This window comes from Pyxidicoccus sp. MSG2 (assembly GCF_026626705.1).
GTDB lineage: Bacteria > Myxococcota > Myxococcia > Myxococcales > Myxococcaceae > Myxococcus.
Map to the genome: position 1 here is coordinate 8533226 of NZ_JAPNKC010000001.1, position 23549 is coordinate 8556774.

Genomic DNA, 23549 nt, shown 5'->3' on the forward strand with positions numbered 1-23549 from the left:
GGAACCGACGGGACACGTCCGACTGCTGGCCGGTGGACAGTGCCACCGCCCGAAGGTGCAGACGGGAGTCTTCGGGTGTGCGTGAGCGCGTGCGTCAGCGCCTCAGCGGCACACGGACTGCACGCACCACGTGCCCGGGAGGATCAGCGACAGGCGGTGGAGCTGGCGGCCACGGGGCAGCCCAGGCCATTGCCCGGAAGTGAGCACGGCACGGTGTCCGCCAGCGCCTGGATGACGGCGTCCGCCGCGGCGCCGGCGCCTCGCAGCGTCGCGGACTGCTCCAGGTGGAGGAAGCGGTCGCTGGCGGCGAGCGCGTCGGCGTAGCAGGCATCCCCGGCGCCATTGTCGATGCGGCCCTGGACGTTGGTGGTGCCGCACAGGGCGCGGTGCTTGCCAGAGTCGTCAGGCGCGTTGCACGAGAAGGCGCGGCGCGGGCTCGCGGGCAGGTGCTGGTTGAGGGCGTCGCGCAGGCGCACGGACAGCGAGCCGGCGCGGTCCTTCGAGGTGCCGTCGCTGACGACGGCGGCCTCGGGTCCGTCGCCCGCCACGTCCATGCCGTGGACGCTCACCGCGATGCCGGCGGGGTAGGTGTCGCGCAGGGCGCGGTGGGCGGAGGTGAAGAAGGTGTTGGCGTAGTGCGCGGCGTCGGACAGGCGCAGGCCGGTGGTGCCGCACACGCCAGTGGTGCCGCTGCACGGGCTGGCAGCAGCGCCGGCGCAGCGGTTGGCCCCGGTGATGAGCAGCGCGCGGGCACCGAGCGCCACGAGTTGCTCCGCGCCCTGGCGCAGGGTGCCCTCGTCGGAGTCGGCGTGCGGCGTCTCCAGCCACAAGTCCCGCGCGGGCGCGAGGTTGATGATGAATGTGCCGCCACCGCGGCCCTGGGTCGTGTCGGCGAGGACGAGCCACCCGTTGCCGCTGTCGTCGTCGCGGTAGGTGGAGAGCGAGTAGCCGAGCTGCGCGAAGTCCTGCACGCGCTCTGTGGAGGCGCCGGTGGCGAGCAGCTCGCGGAAGGCCCGCTCGAAGGCGGTGAGCTCGGTGCCGCCCGGCTCGCGGAAGCCCTCGCTCTTCGCCGCGGTGATGGGCACCGTGCCGAGCCACGTGCGCAGGCTTCCCTGCTGGAAGGGCAGGCCGGCGGGCAGCGCGCATTGGGTAAGCGGCGCGGGCGACGTGGACTCCGGCGTGGGTGTGGGCTCGTCGGAGGCCGTCTCTGGCAGCGAGGGCGCGGAGGTGTCGGGCGTCGTGCCCGAGACAGGCTGGGACGGCGTCGAGGGCGCGGGGGACTCCACCGCACCCGGCGCGTCGGTCGAACCCATACCGCCGCCAGCGCCGCCAGTGCAGCCGATGACGGCGAGGAGAACCAGCGAGAGGGCGAGCGAGCGCTTTGGGAAGGTCGTCGTCATTGACGAAGCCGAACAGCCGACCGGTAGCGACCATTCTTTCGACCGCGCCCGGCACGGGACGGGCCACGGGGCGGTCGCCCGTCCGCTCGCTCCATGAATGGCGGGCCGTCAGTAGAAGAAGCGCGTCGACAGGATGAGGCGCACCGCATTGGCCGCGCGTCCGTCCTGGTCCTGCCGCCGGCCGAAGAGCAGCTCGGCGCCCACCTCGAAGGAGCGCACGGGCCGCACCTTGAGGTTGCCGGAGAGGTAGTGCGTCGTCTCCAGCGTGGTGCTGGGGAGCGACGCGGGCGGGGACACGTCCAGGTAGCCGTAGGTGAAGGTGGAGGCGAGCCACTCCGTCCACTGCGGCTCGAGGCCGACGTAGAAGCCGAGCGACGTCACGGGCTCCAGCCGTCCCGGCGCCACGACGACCGCGTCCAGGCCCTGTCCCATCAGGTCGCCGATGTAGCTGCCCAGGCCGCTGCCGTAGTGGACCTGGGCGGACACGCGCCACTTCGAGGGCGCCCACGTCCACAGCGCGTTCAGCATGACACCGCGGCCCAGGGCATCGTCCCCGGTATCGCTTTCCAGCTCGTAATAGGAGAACCATCGCGCCAGTGCCGCCAGGCGGAGGATGCGCCCTTCGCCGAAGCTCCGCTCCAGCGCGGCGGCCACGTCCGGCAGGGGCATGCGGACCGCCTCCGCTTCGTCGTCGGCGAGCGTGAAGTCCGGCTCCGGCCGCTCCAGCGACACCTGCACGAGCAGCGGCCCCAGCGTGGGGCCATAGCGCAGCATCTCCCGTCGCGCGGCCAGCATGGAGCCCGGCCCCTGGAAGTCGAGCGTGTCGGGAATGGAATCCAGCCCCATGAAGGTGGACCACTTGCGTCCCGCCAGGAGCGGGCCGACGGAGGCGTACACCTCGTAGACGCGGAAGTCGCCGCCGCTCGAGCCCTCGCCGTAGAAGTCGCCGGACACATGTCCGATGAGCGGCCCCAGCCGGGACAGCTTGCCGCCCTCGAAGAAGAGGCGGCTCTGCTTCGCGTTGAAGTTGAGGTTGGGCCCGCGCAGCTGGGTGCCGATGGGGATGGAGGAGAGGACGAAGTCCTCCTCGTTGGCGATGGGCTTGAAGTCGTAGTTGAGGTCCACCTTGATGCGGCCGCGGAAGGTGACGTAGCCGCGCTTCAGGTCCTCCTCGGTGGCCGGCCCCGTCCTGACGACGATGCCGGTGAGGTCCGGGTCGATGAGGGCACCCGGGACTTCCTCCGGCTTCTCCTGGGTGGTGGGCGGCTCGGGCTGCTCGGACTCGGTGGCCTCCTCGGCGATGGAGACGCCGGCGTCCGGGGTCGTGCCCGCGTCGGAGGCCGCGTCCGTCGTGTCGGGAGCAGGGAAGGCGAGGGCGCCGGCCGCGACGAGCGACAGCGCGCACAGCACCACCTGGCTGACGCTCCGCATGGGGCCCGCTCCCGGCTTCCGAGGGGGAAGTGGAGGGAGAGGATGCGGAGTCACCGCCGGGGCAGCACCACGCCCCGGGGTGCCGCGACGCTGTCGATTAGTCCTCCCCGCACTCCATGCGCTGCTCGTTGCGGCGCAGCTCTTTGCTCGTCAGCGAGTCTCCGGACACGGTGAAGCGGGTGACCTCGTCCCTGCTCACCACCGAGTCGCACTCCGCCACCGTCGCCGAGCACGAGCGGACGAACTCCACGACGCCGCTCTCGTCGCGGTCGAACTCCGACACGTGGCAGGTGTAGCCCATGGGCCCCTGGCGCACGTCGCCCGAGAAGCGCTCCTCGCCCACGACGTCCCCGGTGTCGAGCAGCGCCCCTGACTTGTCCATGAGCGCGATGAGATAGTGGGTTCGCGTGTACGAGTCGCCGGGCTCGTCCCCTTCGGGCTCGCTGGACTCCTCGTAGGTGAGGACGCGGAGCATCCGGCCTTTCGACAGCTTGAACTCGTGGGAGTCGGCCTGGAGGGTCGCATCCTCCGTCTTCGGGCAGGCCAGCTTCTTCGCGGGGACCTTCACTTCGCGCGAGTAGGCGTCGGAAGCGACGAGCTTCAGCAATTCCAGGGCGCGCGCGCCCTCGTCCGCGGGACAGAAGCCGACGACCCACACCCAGAACCCGGGCTTGAGGCCGCGCACGGTGTTGCTCTGGACCAGCGTGGGGAAGCCCTCCGCAACGACGACGCCTCCGTCGGTGAGGAGCGTCTCGAGCTGCTTCCAGGTGGGCTCCAGGGACTCCACGTCCGCCTTTTTCTTGGCGCCCTTCCAGATGAGCGCCACGGTCTCCTCGGCCCGCGCCTGGGGCGCCCACGCCAGTGCCAGCGCGAAGGCCGTCACGATGAGCGCACGCGCAATCACGCCGACCCTCCCGCGCGCTTCAGGGCCTCCTCCACGTACTGTATGCCCCGGGGCGTAATCGCCTTGCCCTTCTTCGTGTCCTGGGCGTACCCGCTGTGCAGGCGCAGCGCCTTGGCGGCGTTGGGCGCGGCGTACGTGACGCCGAGCTCGCCCCAGAAGCGCGACATGGTCCCCGACGTCACCTCCACGTCCGCCTCCACGGCGCGCGCGAGGTAGAGGGGGATGAGCGAGCGCACGAGCTGGTCCTTCTGCCGGCCCGCGGACAGCAGCGCCTCGTGCCGGGGGTGCGCCTTGAGCGCCTCCACCAGACGGGCCACCACCACGGACGCGTCCTGCGGGGCTGCCGCCTCGCCTCCATTGCGCGCGGCCTTCTTCGGCTTCGCGCGGCTCCGGGACGCTGCACCCTTGCGCGCCTTCGGGGCCTCCGCGCCGTCGTGGGCGGGGGCCTTCGCGCTCTTCGCGGCACGGGCCTTCTTCGCCTTCGCGCGCCGGGCGGGCGCGGCCCTGGACGGAGCGGGAGCTTCCGCCTCTGGAGCCGCGGCCTCGGCGACGGGGCGCGGGCGCGGCGTGCGCTCGACCACGGTCTGCGCGGGCGCTGGAGCCGGCGCCGACGCGCGTGGCGGCGGTGCCTGCCTCACGGCCTCGTTCCTCGGCGAAGCCGGTTCGCGCGTATACCCCAGCAGCGCGCGCACCTCACCCACGACACCGCCCAACCCCACGTTCTGGAGCAGACCTTCCAACCGGGAAGTGAAAGACACCTGGCGAGCCCTCCTGGACCCGCGCACGTTACCCCAGGATGGGTCTGATCCGGATCAGGCCCCGAACGAAGGGCTCCCACCCCGGATCTCCCGGGGTGGGCGTGGGTCTTCCAGCGGGCGCCCCCAGAGGGGAGGCCCACGTCTCACGGCAGGGTGTTGAACAGGCCCAGCGCGTTGGGGGCGCCCCACCCGGTGGGGATGTCCCAGCCGGGGCCGGACACATACCCCCGGTCCGAGACACCCACGGTGATGTCCCGGAAGGTGCCCTGGACGGCGGGCGTCGTGTAGAGCGTCGAGTTGAGCCAGCCGGCCACCGGCCTGTTCTCCGCCACGCGCGCGCTGTTCACCACGGCCACCAGCCCCGCGAAGATGGGCGAGCCGAACGAGGTGCCCGTGTTGGGGCTGGTGGTGCCCAGCCACGTGTACCAGTAGCCGGTGTCCGCGTTGAGGGCCACGTCCGCCACGGCGCGGCGGCTCGGAGGCTTGGGCAGGCCCTGCTGCCACGAGGGCGTGGGGAACGTCGCGCTGATGCCCGAGCCCGAGTAGAGCCAGGTCACCTCGCTGGCCACCGTGTTCCCATTCATCTTCAGCTGGGTGCCGCCCACGGAGGTGACGTAGGGGCTGGAGGAAGGCACGTCCACGCCGGCCGAGTCACCGCCGGCCGCCACCACCGTGACGCCGAGCGCGGCGGCCATCATCGCGGAGGCGCTGTACTGCTCGTGCACCGCCTTCGGCTCCGAGTCCTCGCGGTGGGCGAACGAGTCGGTGATGACGGACACCTCGCCCCGGGCGATGGCCTCGTTGAAGGTGTAGATCATCGACGTGTTGCGGGCGTCGGGGCCCATGTAGACGAACACGTCCGCCTCGGGGGCCATGACGCTGGCCCACTCCACGTCGAGCTGTCCCTCGCGGTAGCGCGTCCCGGGCGCCTCCATGGTCTGCACCACGGTGGGGTCCGCGCGCTGCACGCCGAAGATCTTCCAGAAGGCGCGCAGGTCCTTCCACCGGAAGCCCGCGCCGATGACCACGCCCAGCTTCACGCCCTTGCCGCGGAAGCCGCGCTGGTACAGGGGCGCCATGCCATACGCGCTCGCCACCTGCTGCGGGGTGAGGCCGTCGGTGATGGGCTGTGGTTGATGGGTGGGCACCTCGCCGAACTCGCCGGGCAGCGGCCCGGGCTCGGTGGGCAGGTCCACGGCGACGATGGAGGTGATGCGGTCCTTCACGTACTGCGGCGCCTTGATTTCCACGTTGGGTGGCAGGCCGTAGACGTTGTGCGGGTCATTGCCGCCCTGAGGGGACTTGCGCTCCAGGATGATGAGCTGGACGCCGAAGGCCGCGTTGAACTGGGCCACGGTGCCGCTGAAGTGGATGAGCAACCGGTTGGTGGCGACGCGCTCCACCTTCAGACCCACCGACTCCAGGTGGTCCGTCACCAGCTTCACGTCCTGCTCCCAAGGCGCGTGTCGGGCGTTCCACTGCTGCGGCGTCAGGTAGTGACGGAAGCGGTCGCTCTTCGGGTCGTAGAGGTCCTTGATGGTGGCCTCCAGCTCCGTGCGGTTGCGGATGGGCAGCGCCACCAGGCCACGGATGAGGTCGGTGTTGGGCGCGGGGCCCAGGTCCGTGTAGACGCCGGGCATGGGCCCGGGCACGCCGTCCGGCGTGGGGGCGGGCGTCTCGTCCAGGTCGCCCACCGGCGGCGGGCCATCCGGGTCCGGCGGAGGTGGCTGCGGTGGCGGCGGCTCGGGAGGAGGAGGTGGCGGCGGTGGTTCCGGCTGTGGCGTGGGCGCGGGCTGCGGAACCGGCTCGTCGGGATTGGTGCCGCTCGGCCTGGCGACGGACACCAGCCGGTCCGCGTCACGGCAGCCCACGGCGCCAACCGCCGTCAGGGCCAGCAGGCCCGCAAGGATGCTTGCTCTCATGATGTGCTCCCCCACCCGTGCGGCGCGCCTCCACCGGCGTGCCGCCTCCCATCCCTCCCTCCGCTCGGAGGGCCCTCTGCATGACTGCCGGAGGGAAGGTGGGTGCGACGCGGAGGGTGTGCAACTGTTCGCCAGCGGGCAGACGCGGCTAGAGTGCGCGGACGCGTTCCCCCCATGCGGCTGCTGCCCACTCTCCTCCTTTTCCTCCTCCTCGCGCCCAGCGCGGCCCTGGCCCAGGGTGACACCCGTCTTGCGTTCCTGGGGCGTCAGCTCCAGCAGGGCAAGGACCCGCGCACGCGCTCGCAGGCGGCGTTGGTGCTGGGCGCCACGGAGGACCCGGAGGCGGTGCCCCTGTTGTGCGGGGCCCTGAAGGACGCGAGCGAGCTGGTGCGCGCGGCGGTGGCGAAGAGCCTGGCGAAGTTGCTGGAGCCATCCGCGCTGGCGTGCCTCCAGGCGCACAAGGGCGAGGCGGACGCGGCGGCGAAGGCCGCGGTGGACGACGCGGTGGCCGCGCTGAAGGAGTACCAGTCGCGCCCGCCGCGCTTCTACGTGGCCATGGACGCGCTGAAGGACCGCACGGGGAAGCTGCCGGCGGACCTGGTGAAGGCGACCGAGGCGCGGCTGCGCTCGCGGCTGGTGCGCAGCGGCGGGCTGGTGGCGCCGGCGAAGGAGTCGAAGGCGGCGGCGAAGGGCGCGCTGAAGAAGCTGGGCGTGCACGGTTACCGCATCACCCCGGAGATTCAGGCGACGGAGAGCGGTGGGCTGAAGGTGGCCATCGTCTGCCTGTCGTACCCGGACCTGTCGTTGATGGGGCAGGTGGAAGTGAATGCCGCGGGCGCGCAGCCCGGAGACCTCCTCAAGGCCCTGGTGCCGAAAGCAGTGGAGGAGGCGGCGGAAACCTTCGAGTGGAGCAGCGAGACATGACGACGACGACGGCTCCCCTGGCGACGCCGAAGCGGCGCTGGCGCAACTTCCTCCTGGACACGGGCTTCCAGCTCAAGCTGACGGCGTACATGGTCGGAGTGACGCTGGTGCTGTCGGGGCTCCTGGGCGTGTTCCTGGTGCGGGCGGCGCGGACGCTGATGCGGGAGACGGCGGCGGCGGTGGAGGCGCGCTCGCGCGCGGCGGAGGTGAGCCGAGAGCTGTCGGGCGCCACGCTCTCCAACGAGCTGCTGGCGCGGATGGATGACCCGGCCTTCGAGGCCACCTTCCGCGAGAAGGCGCGCTCCATCGATGCGGCGTACGAGGAGGAGCGCTCGGCCATCGTCACCCAGCGTGCGGAGCTGGAGCGGCAGCAGCAGCTCACGTGGTGGGTGTTGGGCGGGCTGTTGACGGGCTTCACGGTGGTGGTGGCGCTGGGCACGATTGTCGTGACGCACCGGTTGGCGGGGCCGCTCCTTCGCATCCGCCGCATGGTGAACGAGGTCCACGACGGCAAGCTGCGGCCTCCGCAGTACGGCCTGCGCGACGGTGACGAACTGCGGGAGCTCTTCGACGACACGCGGAAGATGGTGCAGCGGCTGCGCGAGCAGCACGAGGAGGACGCCAACGCGCTGGCGAAGGCGCTGAGCGCCGCGGAGGGCTCTGGCGCTTCTCCGGAGGCCCTGGCGGAGCTGCGCACGCTGGAGGCCCGCTACCGCGCGCGGCTGGCGCAGTAGCGAGCTCGCTGTCTCAAAGAGCGCGGAGCTTCGCGTCAGCCCCAGGAGCGCGCGGGGTCCAGCTCCACGGTGAGCCCCGTCTCCTTGAGCACCCCGTGGATGCGCAGGCGCGCCTGGGCCCAGGGGAGGGCCTCCACGCGGTAGCCGTCGAGCGCGTTCATCAGGTGCGCGCGGTAGCTGGGGTGGCCCGGGTCCGCGAGGATGACGACGCCCCGGTCCGTGGTGGAGCGGATGAGCCGGCCCACGCCCTGGCGCAGGAGCAGCAGCGCGCGCGGCAGCCGGTAGTGGAGGAAGCCCAGGTACTCGCCGCCGTTGCGCGACAGGGGCTCCTCGCGAGCGGCCACCAGCGGGCGCAGCGCGGGCTCCAGCGGCAGCTTGTCGATGAAGACGCAGCCCACGCCACGGCCGGGGATGTCCACGCCCTGCCAGAAGCTCTTGGTGCCCAGCAGCACCGTGCCCGTGTCGCGCTCCTGCCGCGCCGCCAGCGAGCGGCTGTGCCCGCGCGACTGCCGCATCACTTCAATCCCGAGCGGCTCCAGCCGCGAGCGCACCTCCGAGCCCACGCGCTCCATGCGCCGCGTGGACGCGAACAGCCCCAGCACGCGCCCGCCCATCGTCTGGGCCAGCCCCGAAATCCGGAGCGCGGCCCACTCCACGAAGGCCTCCTCGTGCGCGCGTGGAGCGTCCGTGACGAGCACCACCAGCGCCTGCTCCCGCAGCCGGAAGGGCGAGGGCGCGCGCACCAGGCGAGGCGCGGGTTGCTCACCACGGCCGTCCAGGCCCAGCCGCCGCAGCACGAAGGGCGCGCCGTCCCCGGTGCCCAGCGTGGCCGACGCCAGCACCAGCGCGCGCTTGCTCGCGGCGAAGTCGCGCGACACGTACGCGGACACGTCCACCGGCTGCGCGCCCACGCTCCAGCGTTGCCGCTTCGGCTCGGCCGTGGCCGCGTAGCACCGCCCCGGCGCGGGCTCGCCGGACAGCTCTCCCGAGAGCACCGCCAACTCGCCCAGCTCCGTGGTGGCGCCAGACAGCTCGCGCTCCAGCGCGGGGTTGCGCGCCGCCAGCTCCGGCAGGGCCGCCAGCACCCGCACCGCCAGCAGCGTGTGCAGCGCCTGGAGCGCGTCGCGCACCGCCACCAGCCCGTCGCTCACCGGCTCCCAGGCGGGCAGGGCGCGCACCGCCTCCGTCACCCGGAGCTCCGGCGCGTAGGTGCTCTCGTCCGGGTCCTCGCCCACGGCGGTGGCGCCCGGCTCGCACAGCGCCGTCACGCTCGCGCCCAGGCCGCGCGCCTCGTCCAGCAGCCGGCGCAGCCCGTCCTCCACCTCACCCATCAGCGCGCGCGACTCGACCCGTGCGCCCAGGGCCCGCCGCAGCTCCGCGAAGAGGCCCCTCCGTCCATCGCGCCCGTGCAGGCGCTCGGTGAGGCGCTGGAAGGCCAGGTCCGACAGCTCCACGGCCAGCGCGGTGGTGGCCACGTCCTCCACCTCGTGCGCCTCGTCCAGCACCAGGTGCTCCAGCTTCGGGTAGCGCGCGGGCCAGGCGAAGGCGAGGGACTGGTTGATGACCAGCACGTCCGCCTCGCGGGCCTGCGCCACCGCCGAGTGGTAGAAGCACTTGTGGAAGTGCGGGCACTTCTCGCCCAGCGTCGTCGCCGCCTCCGAGCGCACCGCCGGCACCAGGCCGAACATGGCCGGGAAGCGCTCTCGGAACCAGTGACTCAGCCGGTCCAAATCCCCTTCGCCGCTGCGACGCATGTACGCGCGCAGGTACGCCCGGGGCGCGCGCGCGGCGTGGCCCATGCCGGGCTCCACCCGCGTGGCCTCCAGCGTGCGGCGGCGGCACAGGTAGTTCGTCTGCCCCTTGAGAAGCGCGTAGCCGAAGGCCCCGTTCATGGCCCGATGGAGCCGGGGCAGGTCCTTCTCCAGCAACTGGTCCTGCAGCGTCTTCGTGTGCGGCGCCACGCCCACCTTGCGCCCGTTGCGCGCGGCGAAGAGGGCCGAGGGCGCCAGGTACGCCAGCGACTTTCCCGTGCCCGTCCCGGCCTCCACCGCCACCTGCCCGCCATCCGACAGCGCGCGCGCCACCGCCTGCGCCACGTCGAGCTGCGCGGCCCGGCTCACGAAGCCCTCGCCCACGCGCTCCAGTGCGCCTCCCGCGCCCAGCACCGCCGCCACCTCGTCCGGGCGCACCGGCAGCACCGGCGTGTCCGCGTCCGGCTCGGGCGGGGCCGCCATTCCCCCCGCGCGTCGCCGCTCCGGACGGCCGCGCAGGAAGCCCTGCGCTTCCAGCTTCAGCGGCGTGGACACCGCCCGGCACGCCGTGCGCAGCCGCGCCAGCAGGTCCACCAGCGGCCACTCCTCGTAGTCGAAGGCGCCATGCGCGTCCTCCTCGAGGCCCGCGTCCACCTGCGACAGCCGCAGCTCCGCGCCGGGGCGCGGGTCCAGCGTGGCCAGCAGGTCCGCCACGTCATCGCCGCGGCCGTCGCGGATGATGCGCTCCATGGCGTGCACCAGCACCGACTGCACCGCGTCGCAGTCCGACAGGGCCCGGTGCGGCTGGCGCAGGGCCAGCCCCGCCCAGCGCAACAGCGACTCCAGCGAGTGGCTGGGCAGCTCCGGGTGCAGGTAGTGCATCAGCTCGCACGAGTCGAGCACCGGGGCGCGGATGGCGCCCAGCACGTCCGGCAGGAAGCCTTTTTCGAAGGGCGCGTTGTGCGCCACCACCGTCCACCCGGTGAGCTTCTCGCGAAGCTCCGCGGCGTCGGTGCCGAAGCGGGGGCGGCCCGTGAGGTCCGCGTCCGTCAGGCCCGTCAGCCGGCGGATGGTGAGGGGCAGGGGCCGCGACGCCTCGTACAGGCGCGCGAAGCGGTCCACCTCGCGCCCGCCCTCGAAGAAGATGCAGCCCAGCTCGATGACCTCGTCCACACGCGGGTCCAGCCCCGTGGTCTCGAGGTCGAGGAAGACATGCCGGGTGAAGAGCTCCGCCGCGCCGCCCATGCAGGGCGCCGACAGTAAGGCCGACTCGCCGCGGAGGACAGAAAACGGCCGGCGGCTTCAGTCCACCATGAACACGCCGGAAATCATCTTCCCCATGGCGCAGCCGTACACGAGCTTGCCGGACTCCTTCGGGGTGAAGGCGATTTCCACCGGCTGGTTCAGCGGCAGCGGGGTGTTGATGTCGTAGCCGTCCATGACGACTTCGGTGGCGCACGTCTGGTCCGTCTTGCGCGTCACCACCAGCTTCACCGGCTCGCCCTTCTTGAGATTCACGGGGCTGGGCTCGTAGCCCTTCTCCGTGACGGTGAGCTCCACCACGCGCACGCCGCCCTCGCGCTTCTCCGGAGCCGAGGGCGCCGAGGGCGCGGTGGCCTCCGCCTTCGTGGCGCCCGTGTCCTTGGAGCACCCCTGCTGCGTGGCGCCCACCATGGCGGCCGTCGCGGCCAGGGCGAGCCAGGGCTTGATGATGCGGGAGAGGAAGGGGCGCATGGCGTGTCTCGCTAGCAGGGTAGAAGGGGGTCGGTGCCCGGGAGGCCTTCAGGCCTCGTCGGCCTCGCCCTCGGGAGCGCTCTCGGCCGGCGGCGGCTCGAAGCGGAGCAGGGCGTGCAGCGGCACGAACACCTCGTGCCCCGTCTCGCCGAGCAGCAGGTCGAAGCGGCCCACGTGCATCAGCGGCAGCTGCAACGTGATTCCGTTGCGCAGCACCAGCTTCACCGTCTGGCCCAGGTGGTCCAGGAACGCGCGCGGGTCCGAGTACGGGCGCTTGTCCGGCTGGCGCGCCACGGCCGCGGGCTTCTGCGTCAGCTTCGCGTCGCGCTCCAGTCCGGGCAGCAGCCGCTCCCAGTCCGCGCGGCGGGCCAGCAGCACCACCTGCAGCTTCTCCAGCCGCCCGGTGCGCTCCAGCGTGAAGGAGATGGGCTCCTCCACCAGCAGCGTGTCCAGCAGGGAGCGCTCCGCCAGCACCACGGAGACCTCCGCCTTCGCGCTGATGAGGTTGGCGAGGAACTCGGCGACGATGGCGTTCTCCACCTCGCCGCGGGCCTGCTTGATGGCGGCCTTGCGCTGGGTGCGCTCCTTGCGCGCCATGAACTCCGCCACCGTCATGCCGCTCTGGAGCACGCCGAAGGCGTCACCCAGGGACAGGCTGGGCGTCTGGCCCATCAGCTCGTAGACCTGGTCGAAGCGCTTCGCCTCCTCGGCGTGCAGCTTGCGCCAGATGCGGCACTTCATCTTCCCTTCCAGCTCGCCCTTGGCGATGCGCGCCGGGACGTGCTCGCGCACCGCCAGCGCCTGGATCTGCTCCGGCGTGGGGGGCGGGCGCGGCGTGGAGGGACGGAACCCGCCCGGGCGCCCTCCGAAGCCACCCGACCTGGGCGGACCGCCGGGGCCGCCGGGACGCGGACCCATGGGGCGCGCGCCCGCTCCCGGCGCAATGCCGGCCGGCCGGGGCGTGGGCGTGGGCGTGGCGCCCGGCGTGGGCGTGGGCCCGGGAGCCGGAGCCACGCCGGCGGTCGGCCGGGGCGTGGGGGTCGGCAGGGGAGCCGGAGTCGTCCCAGCGGGCCGGGGGGCGGGCGTGGGCGTGGGCGCCGCGACAGCGGGCCGGGGTGTGGGCGCCGCGGCGGGAGGCCGGGGCGTAGGGGTGGGGCGCGGCGTGGGCGCCGGGGTGGGGGATGCCGTGGGGGTCGGAGTCACCGGTGCGCTGCCAGGCGTCGAGGCCGGGCGCCGAATGACTTCAACCGCGGGTACCACCCGCCGTGTCTTCCTGTCGTTCACAGTCGTACGTTACCTGATGCGAGTTTTCCGGGCATGCCCGGCTTCACGGCTGGAGGGAGGCTGATAGGTCCACCTTCCATCCGGATGGCTCCCGTACCATCCGGACCTCGTGGTTGCTGCCGGGCGAGCGCACGAGCACGGTTGCCGTGTCGCCCTCCTCCCGGACCAGCGAGACCTCCGTAACATCCGGAGGGGGAGGCACATTCGCGAAGAAGAGGTCCTGGGGCTCCGGCTTCTCGGAGCCCGCGGACGCCTCTCCCACCACCCGGGCCCGCTCTGTGAGCGCGTCCTGGGTACTCTTGGAGAGTACCGCCCAGGCCGCGCGCTCATCGCCCTTGCGCACACCCTCGTGGAAGGCCCGGTAGGCGCCCTGCGGGGTGTCCTGGCGATTGCAGCCGCCCACGCCCAGGCCGAGCAGGACCAGGGCCACCAGCCAGGGCATCGTCACGGTCAGGCGCATGGAAACAGGGATTTAGGTCAAAGCGCCTCCGGGGGAAAGCCCGAGCTTCATTCCTGTCACGCCGCGTGCTGGTGGACGCGGTTGCGGCCCGCTCCCTTGGCCACGTAGAGGCTGGTGTCCGCCGCCATCAGCAGGGACTCCGCGCTCGCCAGGTCGGCCGAGGGCACCGTGGCCACGCCCAGCGACGCCGTCAGCCGCACCAGCTCCGCCTTCGCGTCCGCGCCCGGGGGCTCCAGCCCCAGCGACGCAATCGCCTCGCGCACGCGCTCGCACACCTTCATCGCGTCCACCGGCCCCGTCTCCGGCAGCAGGGCGATGAGCTCCTCGCCGCCATAGCGCGCCAGCAGGTCCACCTCCCGCAGCCGCGCGCGCGCCGTCTGCGCCACCGCCTTGAGCACCTGGTCCCCGAAGGGGTGCCCGAAGGTGTCGTTGATGCGCTTGAAGTGGTCGATGTCCAGCATCACCAGCGACAGCGGCGAGCCGTAGCGCCGCGAGCGGGCGAACTCCTCGTGCAGCCGCTCCTCGAAGTAGCGCCGATTGAACAGTCCGGTGAGCGCGTCCGTGCGGCTGAGCGCCAGCAGCTCCTCGCGCCGTCGCGCCAGCTCCTTGTTGGCCTTGTCCAGCTCCCGGTTCTTCTCCACCAGCGCGTCCTGCAGCACCTTCAGCCGCAGCATGGACTTCACCCGCGCCGACAGCTCCAGCATGTCGAACGGCTTCACCAGGTAGTCGTCCGCCCCCAGCTCCAGCCCCTCCACCTTCCCCGCCGCCTGCCGCGCCGTCATCAGAATCACCGGGATGAAGCCGAAGCCGTCCTCCCCCGAGTTCGCCTTGATGATGCGGCACACCTCCACCCCGCCCAGCCCCGGCATCTCCACATCCATCAGGATGAGGTCCGGCCGCGCCTGCCGGATGGCGGACAGCGCCTGCGTCCCGTCATTCGCTTCCGTGAAGAGGTAGCCCTGGGGCGTCAGCCCCTCGCGCACGTGCCGCACATGCGCCGGGTCGTCATCCACGATGAGCACCGTGCGGCCGCTGAGCTCGCCCCCAGGCGACGCACGACGCGCGACCTCCAGCGTCCTCTTCCGTTCGCCGTCCGCCATCGTGTTTCGCCCCCGGTGCAATCCTCCCGCGTCGCGGGAATCATCGCAATTCTCACCTGTCGAGGTGAGGAAGCCAAGAGGCGGGGCAAGTGCCCGTCTTCACGAGTGTCAGGCGGGCTTGCGCAGCCGGCCCCGGTACACGGGCTCCCCGCTTACCAGGTAGCGCCGCTCCCGCGTGGATGGCACCTCCTCCGGATCATGAGGATGGAAGACTCCTGAACCCAGGGGGTTCTGGAAACCCACGGATTCCAGGATGGAGAGCATGGACTCGCCCCTGTCCTTCACGTCCGTGCGCATGTCGAAGAGGCCGCCCGGTGCGAGCTTCGCGTACAGCACCTGGGCGAAGGCGGGCTGAATCACGGCGCGCTTGGCGTGGGCGCGCTTCCACCAGGGGTCGGGGAACTGGAGGTGGATGGCGGCCAGCGAGCCTTCGGCGAAGATGCGGGGCACGACGAAGGTGGCGTCGGCCTCGATGACGCGCAGGTTCTTCAGGCCGGCCTTGTCCGCGCGGGCCTGGGTGTCGCGCGCGTACTTCTTGCGCCACTCGAAGGCGACGAAGCGCACCCCGGGGTTGCGCCGGCAGTACTCCAGGGCGTGGCCCCCGGCGCCGGAGCCGATCTCCAGCTCGAGCGGGCCGGCGAAGCCGAACTCCGCGTCCCAGTCCGGGGGCGTTTCCAGGGTGACGAACTTGAGCCCGACGGGCTCGGGTAGCAGACGGGGACGGGCCATGGGAGGGCCGCCTCCAACCACGGCGGTGCCGGGTCTGGCCAGGGAAAAACGCTTGGGGCCTTTGCCCGCGGGCCTGCGGTATACGGAAGGGCATGAAGGTCTTCCACTCGGTGGCCGAGGCGGGCCGGGCACTGGCCGGCCAGGCGCTCGCGCTGGGCAACTTCGACGGCGTCCACGTGGGCCACCAGGCCCTCTTCTCCGAGGCCGGCCGCCACGCCGCCGCCGCCGCCTTCACCTTCCACCCCCACCCGGGCAAGGTGCTCCAGCCGGACCTGGCGCCGAAGCTGATTACGCTGCTGCCCCGCAAGCTGGAGCTGTTCGCCGGGTGTGGCCTGTCCGCCGCGGTGGTGCAGCCCTTCACCCGCGACTACGCGCGCACGCCCCCGTCCGACTTCGAGGCCGCCCTCTTCGACGCGCTCGGCGTGGCGCACGTGGTGGTGGGCAGCGACTTCACCTATGGCGCGGCCCGCGGCGGCACGGTGGCCAGCCTGCGCGAGGCGGCCGCCCGGCGCGGCGCGAAGGTGCACGTGGTGGCGCCCGTCACCGTGGACGGCGTGGTGGCCTCGTCCTCGCGCGTGCGCGAGTACATCCTCGAGGGCCGCGTGTCCGCCGCGCGGCGGCTGCTCGGGCGCCCCTTCGACCTGGACGGCACGGTGGTGGCCGGCGCGGGGCGGGGCAGGGGCATCGGCTTTCCCACCGCGAACGTGGACACGCAGAACGAGCTGCGCCCGGCGCCCGGCGTCTATGCCATCCGGGTGCACCTGCCCGGCGAGTCGGGGGGCACATGGCACGCGGGTGCCGCCAACATCGGTGTGAAGCCCACCTTCGGCGGCACCGAGGTCACCATCGAAGCGCACCTGCTGGACTTCTCCGGCGACCTCTATGGCAAGGAGCTCCGGGTGCAGTTCCTGGAGCGGCTGCGCCCCGAGCAGCGCTTCGGCTCGGTGGCGGAGCTCGTCGGGCAGATAAAGCGGGACGTGGAGGCCGCGCGCACCGTCATCGCCGGTGTGGGTGACTGAGCGTTTTTCCCGTGTCTCTTCAACGGGTTGACCTGCCAAGGGAGCAGGCGTGCCCGCCTTGACGCGAGCGCGCGCCTCCCCTCTAATTCGTATCAGGAACCGTGCCAGAGGCCCTCGTGGCCCCTGGCATCTCCCCCTGTCTCCTGAGTTCGGGGCGGGCCCTCAAGCCCGTCTCGTCCTTCTTTTCCTCAAGGAAGAGGCTTCAACGAATGTCCGGTCGACTCGGTGAACTGCTGGTTCGCGAGAACCTCATCTCCATCCAGCAGCTGCGCAAGGCCCAGGAAGAGCAGCAGAAGAATGGCACGCGCATCGGCACCGCCCTCATCAAGACGGGGGCCATCGAGGAGTCGAAGCTCACCGACTTCCTCTCCAAGCAGTACGGCGTGCCGGCCATCAACCTGAAGGACTTCGACATTGATCCGGAAATCATCAAGCTCGTGCCCAAGGAAGTGGCCGAGAAGCACCTGGTGATTCCCGTCAACCGCGCGGGTCCCTCGCTCATCGCCGCCATGTGCGACCCGTCCAACATCTTCGCGGTGGACGACCTGAAGTTCCTCACCGGCTACAACATCGAGACGGTGGTCGCCTCCGAGGTCTCCATCCGCGAGGCGATTGAACGCTACTACGCGGAGAAGGGCCCCTCCCTCGAGGACATCGTCGGTGACGTCACCGACGACATCGAGACCGTGAAGGAGGAGGCGGAGAACCTCGATGAGATGACCAAGGCCGCGGACGACGCGCCGGTGGTCAAGCTGGTGAATCTCATCCTCATGGACGCCATCAAGAAGCGCGCGTCCGATATCCACATCGAGCCGTACGAGAAGGACTTCCGGGTCCGCTTCCGCATCGACGGGTGATGTACGAGGTCATGCGTCCGCCCATGAAGCTTCGCAACGCGATTACGTCGCGTTTGAAGATCATGGCCTCGCTGGACATCTCCGAGCGGCGCCTGCCGCAGGACGGCCGCATCAAGATCAAGATTGGCGGCGGCAAGGAGATGGACTTCCGCGTGAGCGTGTGTCCCACGCTCTTCGGCGAGAAGGTCGTCATGCGTCTGCTCGACAAGAGCAACCTCCAGCTGGACATGACCAAGCTGGGGTTCGACGCGCAGCCGCTGGCCTGGTTCAAGGAGGCCATCGACCGGCCCTACGGCATGGTGCTGGTGACGGGCCCCACGGGCTCCGGCAAGACGACGACGCTCTACTCGGCGCTGGCCAGCCTCAACGGCATCGACACCAACATCTGCACCGCGGAAGACCCGGTCGAGTTCAACTTCGCCGGCATCAACCAGGTGCAGATGCACGAGGACATCGGCCTGAACTTCGCCGCGGGCCTGCGCTCCTTCCTCCGCCAGGACCCGGACATCATCATGATTGGTGAGATCCGCGACTTCGAGACGGCGGAAATCGGCGTCAAGGCGGCGCTCACCGGCCACCTCGTGCTCTCCACGCTGCACACCAACGACGCCCCGGGCACGGTCAGCCGTCTGCTCAACATGGGCATCGAGCCGTTCCTCGTGACGGCCTCGCTCAACCTCATCCTCGCCCAGCGTCTGGCGCGCCGCCTGTGCCCCGCCTGCAAGCAGCCGGCGGAGAAGGTGGACGAGCAGGCCCTCATCGACGCCGGTGTCCCGCCGGACAAGATTGGCACCTTCACCATGTACGAGAAGGTCGGCTGCCGCGACTGCAATGACCGCGGCTACCGTGGCCGCGTGGCCATCTACGAGGTCATGCCCTTCTGGGACGGCCTCAAGGAGCTGGTCATCAACGGTGGCTCCGCCGCCGAGCTCAAGCAGGAGGCCATCCGCCTGGGCATGAGCAGCCTGCGCATGTCGGGCCTGCGCAAGATGATGGACGGCGCCACCACCCTCGAAGAGGTCGTCGGCAACACCGCCCCGGACCGCTTCTAGTCACTCCCTCCCCCACGCCTCACCGAAGGACATCCCCCCGTGGCCAACCTGCACCAGCTCCTCAAGGCGATGGTCGAGAAGGGCGCTTCCGACCTCCACATCACCACTGGCTCACCGCCCCAGCTCCGCGTGGACGGCGAGCTCGTGCCCTTGAAGACGGCGCCGCTGACCCCCGTGGAGACCAAGCAGCTCTGCTACTCCATCCTCACGGACGCCCAGAAGCACAAGTTCGAGGAGGACAACGAGCTGGACCTGTCCTTCGGCGTGAAGGGGCTGTCGCGCTTCCGCGCCAACATCTTCATGCAGCGTGGCGCGGTGGCCGGGGCCTTCCGCACCATTCCCTTCAAGATTTTGACCTTCCAGGAGCTGGGCCTGCCCCCGGTGGTCGCGGAGCTGGTGAAGAAGCCCCGCGGCCTCATCCTGGTGACGGGCCCCACGGGCTCGGGCAAGTCCACCACGCTGGCCTCGATGATCGACAAGATCAACACCGAGCGTCATGAGCACATCATGACCATCGAGGACCCCATCGAGTATCTGCACCCGCACAAGAACTGCCTCGTCAACCAGCGAGAAGTCGGCGCGGACACGCGGAACTTCAAGACGGCCCTCAAGTACATCCTCCGCCAGGACCCGGACATCGTGCTCGTCGGCGAGCTCCGGGATCTGGAGACGATTGAGGCGGCGCTCACCATCGCCGAGACGGGCCACATCTGCTACGCCACGCTGCACACCAACAGCGCGGTGCAGACCATCAACCGCGTGCTGGACGTGTTCCCCCCGTACCAGCAGCCGCAGGTGCGCGCGCAGCTGTCCTTCGTGCTCGAGGGCGTGATGAGCCAGGCGCTGGTGTCCAAGGCGGGCGGCCCGGGCCGCATCCTCGCCCTGGAGGTGATGGTGCCCAACCCCGCCATCCGGAACCTCATCCGCGAGGACAAGGTCCATCAGATCTACTCCTCCATGCAGGTCGGCCAGGCCAAGTACGGCATGCAGACCTTCAACCAGGCCCTGGCGGCGCTCCTCATCCGCCGGCTCATCTCCCAGGACGAGGCCTTCGGCCGTTCCAGCGACCCGGAGGAGCTGCGCAACATCCTCGCCACCGGTGGCCAGGGCCTCCCGGGGCAGCGGCCAGCCGGGGGAGCGGGCGGTCGTTAGTTCCTGGAATTTGGAATCAGCGGTTAGACTCGCGCGGCGTCCGCGGAGGTCCAGCTCATGGCAGCACCAGCAGTGCAACAGAAGGCAGTCACCCCCAAGAAGAACACGTCCCAGTTCCTCTGGGAGGCGAAGACCAAGGGCGGAGAGACCAAGAAGGGCGAGATGGAGGCCTTGGACACCGAGGCCGTCAACGCGCGCCTCAAGTCCCTGGGCCTCAACCCGACCAAGGTGCGCAAGAAGAGCGCCCTGGACGGCGACATCGTCCTGCCTGGCATCGGTGGGGTGACGGGCAAGGACATCCTCATCTTCACCCGGCAGTTCGCCACGATGATCGACGCCGGCCTTCCGCTGGTGCAGTGCCTCGACATCCTGGCCAGCCAGATGGACAACCCCGCCTTCAAGAAGGTGTTGTTCGCCATCAAGGCCAAGGTGGAGCAGGGCAGCACCTTCGCTGACGCCCTGAAGGACCACCCCAAGGTCTTCGACGAGCTCTACACCCAGCTGTGCGCCGCGGGTGAGGTGGGCGGTATCCTCGACTCCATCCTCAACCGGCTCGCGTCCTACCGAGAGAAGAACGAGAAGCTCAAGGCCAAGGTCAAGGGCGCGATGACCTACCCGGCCATCGTCTTGGTGGTGGCCCTCGGCGTGGTGTCACTGCTGCTCATCAAGGTGACGCCCACGTTCGCGAAGATGTTCGCCGACTTCGGCTCGGAGCTGCCGGGGCCCACCCAGTTCGTGGTGGACATGTCCGAATGGGCCCAGACGTATTGGCTCCACGTCGCCGGCTCCATCACCGCGGTGGTGGTCTCCTTCACCTGGAGCTACCGGCAGCCCCGGGGGCGCGTGTTCTGGGACAAGGTGTTCCTGAAGATGCCGCTGTTCGGGCCGGTGCTCCGCAAGGTCGCGGTGGCGCGCTTCACCCGCACGCTGGGCACCATGCTCTCCTCGGGCGTGCCCATCCTCGACGCCCTGGACGTGACGGCGAAGACGGCCGGCAACCGCACCGTGGAAGCGGCCATCTTCTACGTGCGCGGCAAGATCTCCGAGGGCAAGAACATCGCGGGCCCGCTGGCGGACACCAAGGTGTTCCCCTCCATGGTGGTGCAGATGATTGGCGTCGGTGAGGCCACCGGCGCCATGGACACCATGCTCAACAAGATCGCCGACTTCTACGACGACGAGGTGGACTCCGCCATCAGTGCGCTCACCTCCATGATTGAGCCCATCATGATGGTGTTCCTCGGCGGCGTGGTCGGTGGCTTCCTCATCGCCATGTACCTGCCCATCTTCTCCATTGCCGGTGCCATCAAGTAGTTCTCCGGCTCCAGGCGCGCGCGGAGTGGACGCGGCAGGTGTCCGCTCGCGCCTGGTATGGCTGGTGCTGTTCCGCACCGTGGCGGCGAGCCTCTCGCTCGTCATCACGGTGGCGCGCCTGCTCTTGCAGCCCTACCAGGAGCCCAGCCGCACGGACACGCTGTCGCTCGCGGTCATCATCGCCGCGTACGTGTCCACGGTGGTGGTGGGCCTGCGGCTGCGGTGGGGGCGGGCGGGGAAGCTGGACGCCTGGGTGCAGGTGGTGGGTGACATCGTCATCGCCACCGGGCTGGTGTACCTCAGCGGCGGCGCGGACTCGCCCCTCACCTTCCTCTACAGCCTGGCCGTCATCGGCGCGGCGGTGGTGCTCGACTGGCGCGGCGCGCTCTGGGTGGCCGCGGCGTCCGCGCTGTGCTTCTCCGGCCTGGTGATGGCGCCGTTGTTCGCGGACGGCACGCCCGTGGCCCCGCTCCTGTCGAGCCGGGGGCTGTTCGTGCTGGGCAGCAACCTGCTGGCGCTCGCGCTCATCGCCGTGCTGGCCGGCTACCTGTCGCGCCAGCTCTCCGCCACCGGCGGGGCCCTGTCCGCCCGCGAGGCCGACCTGCGGCGGCTGGGGAGGCTGCAGCGGCAGATTGTCTCCTCCATGCCCTCGGGGCTGGTGACGTGCGACGCCCGGGGGCGCGTCACGTACGTCAACCCCGCGGGCTGCGCCATCCTCCAGGTGGAGGAGACGGGCAGCGTGGGCATGGAGCTGGAGACGCTGATGCCCGGCGTGTCCGGGCTGGCGCCCCGCTCGCCCCGCAGCGAGCTCGTCGTGGGGACGGGCAGTGGCCGGCGCATCCTCGGCCTGTCGGTGACGCCGCTGGAGGGCGAGCAGGGGGCGCTGCTCATGGTGTTCCAGGACCTCACCCGGCTGCGGCGCATGGAGGAGGACCTCAATCGCGCGGACCGGCTGGCGAGCCTGGGGGCACTGTCCGCGCAGCTGGCGCACGAGCTGCGAAACCCCCTGGCGGCCATGCGAGGCTCCGCGCAGCTGCTGGCGCAGGACGCGCGGGACGAGATGGGGCACAAGCTGACCGCCATCCTGCTGCGCGAGTCGGACCGGCTGGCGCGGCTGGTGGAGGAGTTCCTGCGCTTCGCCCGCCCTCCGGAGCCGGTGCGCCGCCCGGTGGCCCTGGACGCGCTCCTGGTGGAGACGGTGGACATGTTGCGGGTGGACCCGCTGGCGCGGGACGTGCGGATGGAGGTGGCCGCGCCGGAGCCGCTGACGCTGCCGGTGGACCCTGACCAGCTTCGTCAGGTGCTCATCAACCTGGTGCGCAACGGCTTCCAGGCCGCGGGCCCCCGGGGTGAGGTGAAGGTGGCGCTGGCGCGGACCGAGCAGGAGGCGCGCATTCGCGTCTGGGACTCGGGGGGAAGCATCACGGAGGAGATGATGGGGCACCTGTTCGAGCCGTTCTTCACCACCCGGGACGGGGGCACGGGCCTGGGCCTGTCCACCGCGCACTCCATCGTCCGGGCGCACGGCGGCGCCATCCGCGTGCGCTCCAGCCGGGACGAGGGGACGGAGTTCGTGGTGGAATTGCCGCTGTGACGATTCCGCATGCAGTGGAGGGCGGCGTGCGTGGGCACGTCCTGGTGGTGGACGACGAACTGTCCATGCGCGAGTACCTGGAGCTGCTGCTCCACCGCGACGGCTACGCGGTGACGAGCGTGCCCGGCGTGAAGCCCGCGTGCGAGTCGCTGGACGGGGTGGACCTCGTCATCTGTGACATGAAGCTGGGCACCGGCAGCGGCCTGGACGTGCTGCGCGCCGCCCGGGCGCGCTCCGAGCCCCCCGAGGTGGTGCTCATCACCGCCTATGGCTCGCCGGCCGCCGCGGTGGAGGCCATGCGCGAGGGCGCGTACGACTACATCTGCAAGCCCTTCGACAACGAGGAGCTGCGGCTGCTCGTGCAGAAGGCGCTGGAGAAGCGCCTGCTGCGCCAGGAGAACAGCGGCCTCCGGGCGCGGCTGTTGCCCGGCCTCGGCGTGGCGGTGGGGCAGAGCTCGCGCATGCAGGCGGTGTGGGCCCTGGTGGAGAAGGTGGCCCCCAGCCGGAGCACCGTGCTGGTGACGGGCGAGAGCGGCACCGGCAAGGAACTGGTGGCGCGCGCCATCCACATGCGGGGCAGCCGGGCCGCGCAGCCCTTCCTCCCGTTCAACTGCGCGGCCCTCAACGAGGGCACGCTGGAGAGCGAGCTGTTCGGCCACATGAAGGGCTCCTTCACCGGGGCCACGCACGAGCGCGCGGGGCTGCTGGTGTCCGCGGGCGAGGGCACCGTCATGCTGGACGAGGTGGGGGAGATGCCGCTGGCCACGCAGGTGAAGCTGTTGCGCGTGCTCCAGGAGCGGAAGGTGAAGCCGGTGGGCAGCGCGGCGGAGGTGCCCTTCAAGGCCCGCGTCATCGCCGCCACCAACCGGCGGCTGGAGGCGGAGGTGAAGGCGGGGCGCTTCCGCGAGGACCTCTTCTACCGCCTCAACGTGATTACGCTGGAGCTGCCCCCGCTGCGCGAGCGCGCCGGGGACATCTCCCTGCTGGCGAGCTACTTCCTGTCGCGCCTGGCCGAGGAGCTGGGGCGGCCGGCGCTGCGCTTCGCTCCGGAGACGCTGGTGCTGCTGGAGCGCTACTCCTTCCCTGGCAACGTGCGGCAGCTCCAGAACATGGTGGAGCGCGCGGCCACGCTGTCCGACACGGACCTGCTGGGCCCCTCCACGCTGCCCCCGGCGGTGCGCGGCGAGGCGGAGCCGGCCACGAGCCCCTCCGGTGAAGCGGGTGAGCCGCGGCTGGGCGCGGGCTTCAACCTGGAGCGCCACCTGGACGACAGCGAGCGGCGCTACCTGCTCGCCGCGCTGAAGCAGGCCGGCGGGGTGAAGACGCGCGCGGCGGAGCTGCTGGGACTGTCCTTCCGTTCCTTCCGCTATCGCCTGGCCAAGCACGGCCTGACCGACGACCTGGAGCCGGGTGGGGCCGCCGAGGCCTGA

General features: G+C 71.0%; 18 protein-coding genes and 1 pseudogene. 8 read left to right on the forward strand and 11 right to left on the reverse strand.

Going from position 1 to position 23549, the window contains the following annotated elements:
• Positions 1-143 precede the first annotated feature (143 nt).
• The 5 genes from OV427_RS33310 to OV427_RS33330 all read right to left on the reverse strand — a co-directional run bounded on the left by OV427_RS33310 (position 144) and on the right by OV427_RS33330 (position 6415).
• Positions 144-1400 carry a hypothetical protein gene (locus OV427_RS33310; protein WP_267860247.1) on the reverse strand — a complete coding sequence of 419 codons (1257 nt, stop codon included), beginning with the start codon at positions 1398-1400 and terminating at the stop codon, positions 144-146.
• A gap of 108 nt (positions 1401-1508) precedes the next feature.
• Entirely contained in the window at positions 1509-2831 is a 1323-nt protein-coding gene (locus OV427_RS33315) for a DcaP family trimeric outer membrane transporter (RefSeq protein ID WP_267860248.1), read from the reverse strand.
• Between the two features lie 97 nt (positions 2832-2928).
• The gene (locus OV427_RS33320; protein WP_267860249.1) at positions 2929-3735 is read right to left on the reverse strand and encodes a hypothetical protein; all 807 of its coding nucleotides are present in this window, start codon (positions 3733-3735) and stop codon (positions 2929-2931) included.
• The gene (locus OV427_RS33325; RefSeq protein WP_267860250.1) at positions 3732-4493 is read right to left on the reverse strand and encodes a hypothetical protein; all 762 of its coding nucleotides are present in this window, start codon (positions 4491-4493) and stop codon (positions 3732-3734) included. Before OV427_RS33325 ends, OV427_RS33320 begins: the two co-directional genes overlap by 4 nt.
• Positions 4494-4636: 143 nt before the next feature.
• Positions 4637-6415 carry a S53 family peptidase gene (locus OV427_RS33330; protein ID WP_267860251.1) on the reverse strand — a complete coding sequence of 593 codons (1779 nt, stop codon included), beginning with the start codon at positions 6413-6415 and terminating at the stop codon, positions 4637-4639.
• 174 nt (positions 6416-6589) lie between these two features.
• Here OV427_RS33330 and OV427_RS33335 point away from each other — a divergent pair, with 174 nt between their 5' ends.
• Together OV427_RS33335 and OV427_RS33340 are read left to right on the forward strand one after the other, a co-directional pair.
• On the forward strand, positions 6590-7339 hold the full coding sequence (locus OV427_RS33335) for a HEAT repeat domain-containing protein (RefSeq protein ID WP_267860252.1): 750 nt from the start codon (positions 6590-6592) through the stop codon (positions 7337-7339).
• Positions 7336-8073, forward strand: coding sequence for a signal protein (locus OV427_RS33340; protein ID WP_267860253.1), 738 nt, complete (start codon positions 7336-7338; stop codon positions 8071-8073). The genes OV427_RS33335 and OV427_RS33340 overlap by 4 nt, the downstream gene beginning before the upstream one ends.
• 35 nt (positions 8074-8108) lie before the next feature.
• Here the strand turns inward: OV427_RS33340 and OV427_RS33345 are convergent, their stop codons facing one another.
• From OV427_RS33345 to trmB, 6 genes are all read right to left on the reverse strand, one after another.
• Positions 8109-11069: a helicase C-terminal domain-containing protein gene (locus tag OV427_RS33345; RefSeq protein WP_267860254.1), complete on the reverse strand. Its 2961-nt coding sequence runs from the start codon at positions 11067-11069 to the stop codon at positions 8109-8111.
• Positions 11070-11126: 57 nt separating this feature from the next.
• Complete coding sequence (locus tag OV427_RS33350) at positions 11127-11558, reverse strand: cupredoxin domain-containing protein (protein ID WP_267860255.1); 432 nt, start codon at positions 11556-11558, stop codon at positions 11127-11129.
• 48 nt (positions 11559-11606) lie between these two features.
• A complete protein-coding gene (locus tag OV427_RS33355) occupies positions 11607-12476 on the reverse strand; it encodes a hypothetical protein (RefSeq protein WP_267860256.1) in 870 nt (289 codons plus the stop codon).
• A gap of 409 nt (positions 12477-12885) precedes the next feature.
• Positions 12886-13302, reverse strand: coding sequence for a hypothetical protein (locus OV427_RS33360; RefSeq protein WP_267860257.1), 417 nt, complete (start codon positions 13300-13302; stop codon positions 12886-12888).
• Positions 13303-13358: 56 nt separating this feature from the next.
• On the reverse strand, positions 13359-14402 hold the full coding sequence (locus OV427_RS33365) for a diguanylate cyclase (protein ID WP_267860258.1): 1044 nt from the start codon (positions 14400-14402) through the stop codon (positions 13359-13361).
• Positions 14403-14510: 108 nt separating this feature from the next.
• Positions 14511-15131 (reverse strand): tRNA (guanine(46)-N(7))-methyltransferase TrmB, encoded by a 621-nt coding sequence (trmB, locus tag OV427_RS33370; RefSeq protein WP_267860259.1) that lies wholly within the window; start codon positions 15129-15131, stop codon positions 14511-14513.
• 92 nt (positions 15132-15223) lie between these two features.
• Between trmB and OV427_RS33375 the strand changes: the two genes are divergently transcribed.
• The 6 genes and pseudogenes from OV427_RS33375 (at position 15224) to OV427_RS33400 (ending at position 23549) form a co-directional block, all read left to right on the forward strand.
• Positions 15224-16150: a bifunctional riboflavin kinase/FAD synthetase gene (locus tag OV427_RS33375; protein ID WP_267860260.1), complete on the forward strand. Its 927-nt coding sequence runs from the start codon at positions 15224-15226 to the stop codon at positions 16148-16150.
• A 209-nt stretch (positions 16151-16359) separates the two neighbouring features.
• Positions 16360-18059: pseudogene (pilB, locus tag OV427_RS33380) on the forward strand (type IV-A pilus assembly ATPase PilB).
• A gap of 39 nt (positions 18060-18098) precedes the next feature.
• The gene (locus OV427_RS33385; RefSeq protein WP_267860261.1) at positions 18099-19211 is read left to right on the forward strand and encodes a type IV pilus twitching motility protein PilT; all 1113 of its coding nucleotides are present in this window, start codon (positions 18099-18101) and stop codon (positions 19209-19211) included.
• 57 nt (positions 19212-19268) lie between these two features.
• On the forward strand, positions 19269-20525 hold the full coding sequence (locus OV427_RS33390; RefSeq protein WP_267860262.1) for a type II secretion system F family protein: 1257 nt from the start codon (positions 19269-19271) through the stop codon (positions 20523-20525).
• Between the two features lie 25 nt (positions 20526-20550).
• Positions 20551-22119 carry a two-component system sensor histidine kinase NtrB gene (locus OV427_RS33395; RefSeq protein ID WP_267860263.1) on the forward strand — a complete coding sequence of 523 codons (1569 nt, stop codon included), beginning with the start codon at positions 20551-20553 and terminating at the stop codon, positions 22117-22119.
• A gap of 26 nt (positions 22120-22145) precedes the next feature.
• A complete protein-coding gene (locus tag OV427_RS33400; protein WP_267860264.1) occupies positions 22146-23549 on the forward strand; it encodes a sigma-54-dependent transcriptional regulator in 1404 nt (467 codons plus the stop codon).

Excerpts from the sequence above, each read along its gene's own strand:
- OV427_RS33310 (WP_267860247.1), bottom strand. The coding sequence starts at position 1,400 with ATGACGACGACCTTCCCAAAGCGCTCGCTCGCCCTCTCGCTGGTTCTC.
- OV427_RS33315 (WP_267860248.1), bottom strand. The coding sequence starts at position 2,831 with ATGCGGAGCGTCAGCCAGGTGGTGCTGTGCGCGCTGTCGCTCGTCGCG.
- OV427_RS33330 (WP_267860251.1), bottom strand. The coding sequence starts at position 6,415 with ATGAGAGCAAGCATCCTTGCGGGCCTGCTGGCCCTGACGGCGGTTGGC.
- OV427_RS33335 (WP_267860252.1), top strand. The coding sequence starts at position 6,590 with ATGCGGCTGCTGCCCACTCTCCTCCTTTTCCTCCTCCTCGCGCCCAGC.
- OV427_RS33340 (WP_267860253.1), top strand. The coding sequence starts at position 7,336 with ATGACGACGACGACGGCTCCCCTGGCGACGCCGAAGCGGCGCTGGCGC.
- OV427_RS33345 (WP_267860254.1), bottom strand. The coding sequence starts at position 11,069 with ATGGGCGGCGCGGCGGAGCTCTTCACCCGGCATGTCTTCCTCGACCTC.
- OV427_RS33350 (WP_267860255.1), bottom strand. The coding sequence starts at position 11,558 with ATGCGCCCCTTCCTCTCCCGCATCATCAAGCCCTGGCTCGCCCTGGCC.
- OV427_RS33355 (WP_267860256.1), bottom strand. The coding sequence starts at position 12,476 with ATGGGTCCGCGTCCCGGCGGCCCCGGCGGTCCGCCCAGGTCGGGTGGC.
- OV427_RS33360 (WP_267860257.1), bottom strand. The coding sequence starts at position 13,302 with ATGCGCCTGACCGTGACGATGCCCTGGCTGGTGGCCCTGGTCCTGCTC.
- OV427_RS33365 (WP_267860258.1), bottom strand. The coding sequence starts at position 14,402 with ATGGCGGACGGCGAACGGAAGAGGACGCTGGAGGTCGCGCGTCGTGCG.
- trmB (WP_267860259.1), bottom strand. The coding sequence starts at position 15,131 with ATGGCCCGTCCCCGTCTGCTACCCGAGCCCGTCGGGCTCAAGTTCGTC.
- OV427_RS33375 (WP_267860260.1), top strand. The coding sequence starts at position 15,224 with ATGAAGGTCTTCCACTCGGTGGCCGAGGCGGGCCGGGCACTGGCCGGC.
- OV427_RS33390 (WP_267860262.1), top strand. The coding sequence starts at position 19,269 with ATGGCAGCACCAGCAGTGCAACAGAAGGCAGTCACCCCCAAGAAGAAC.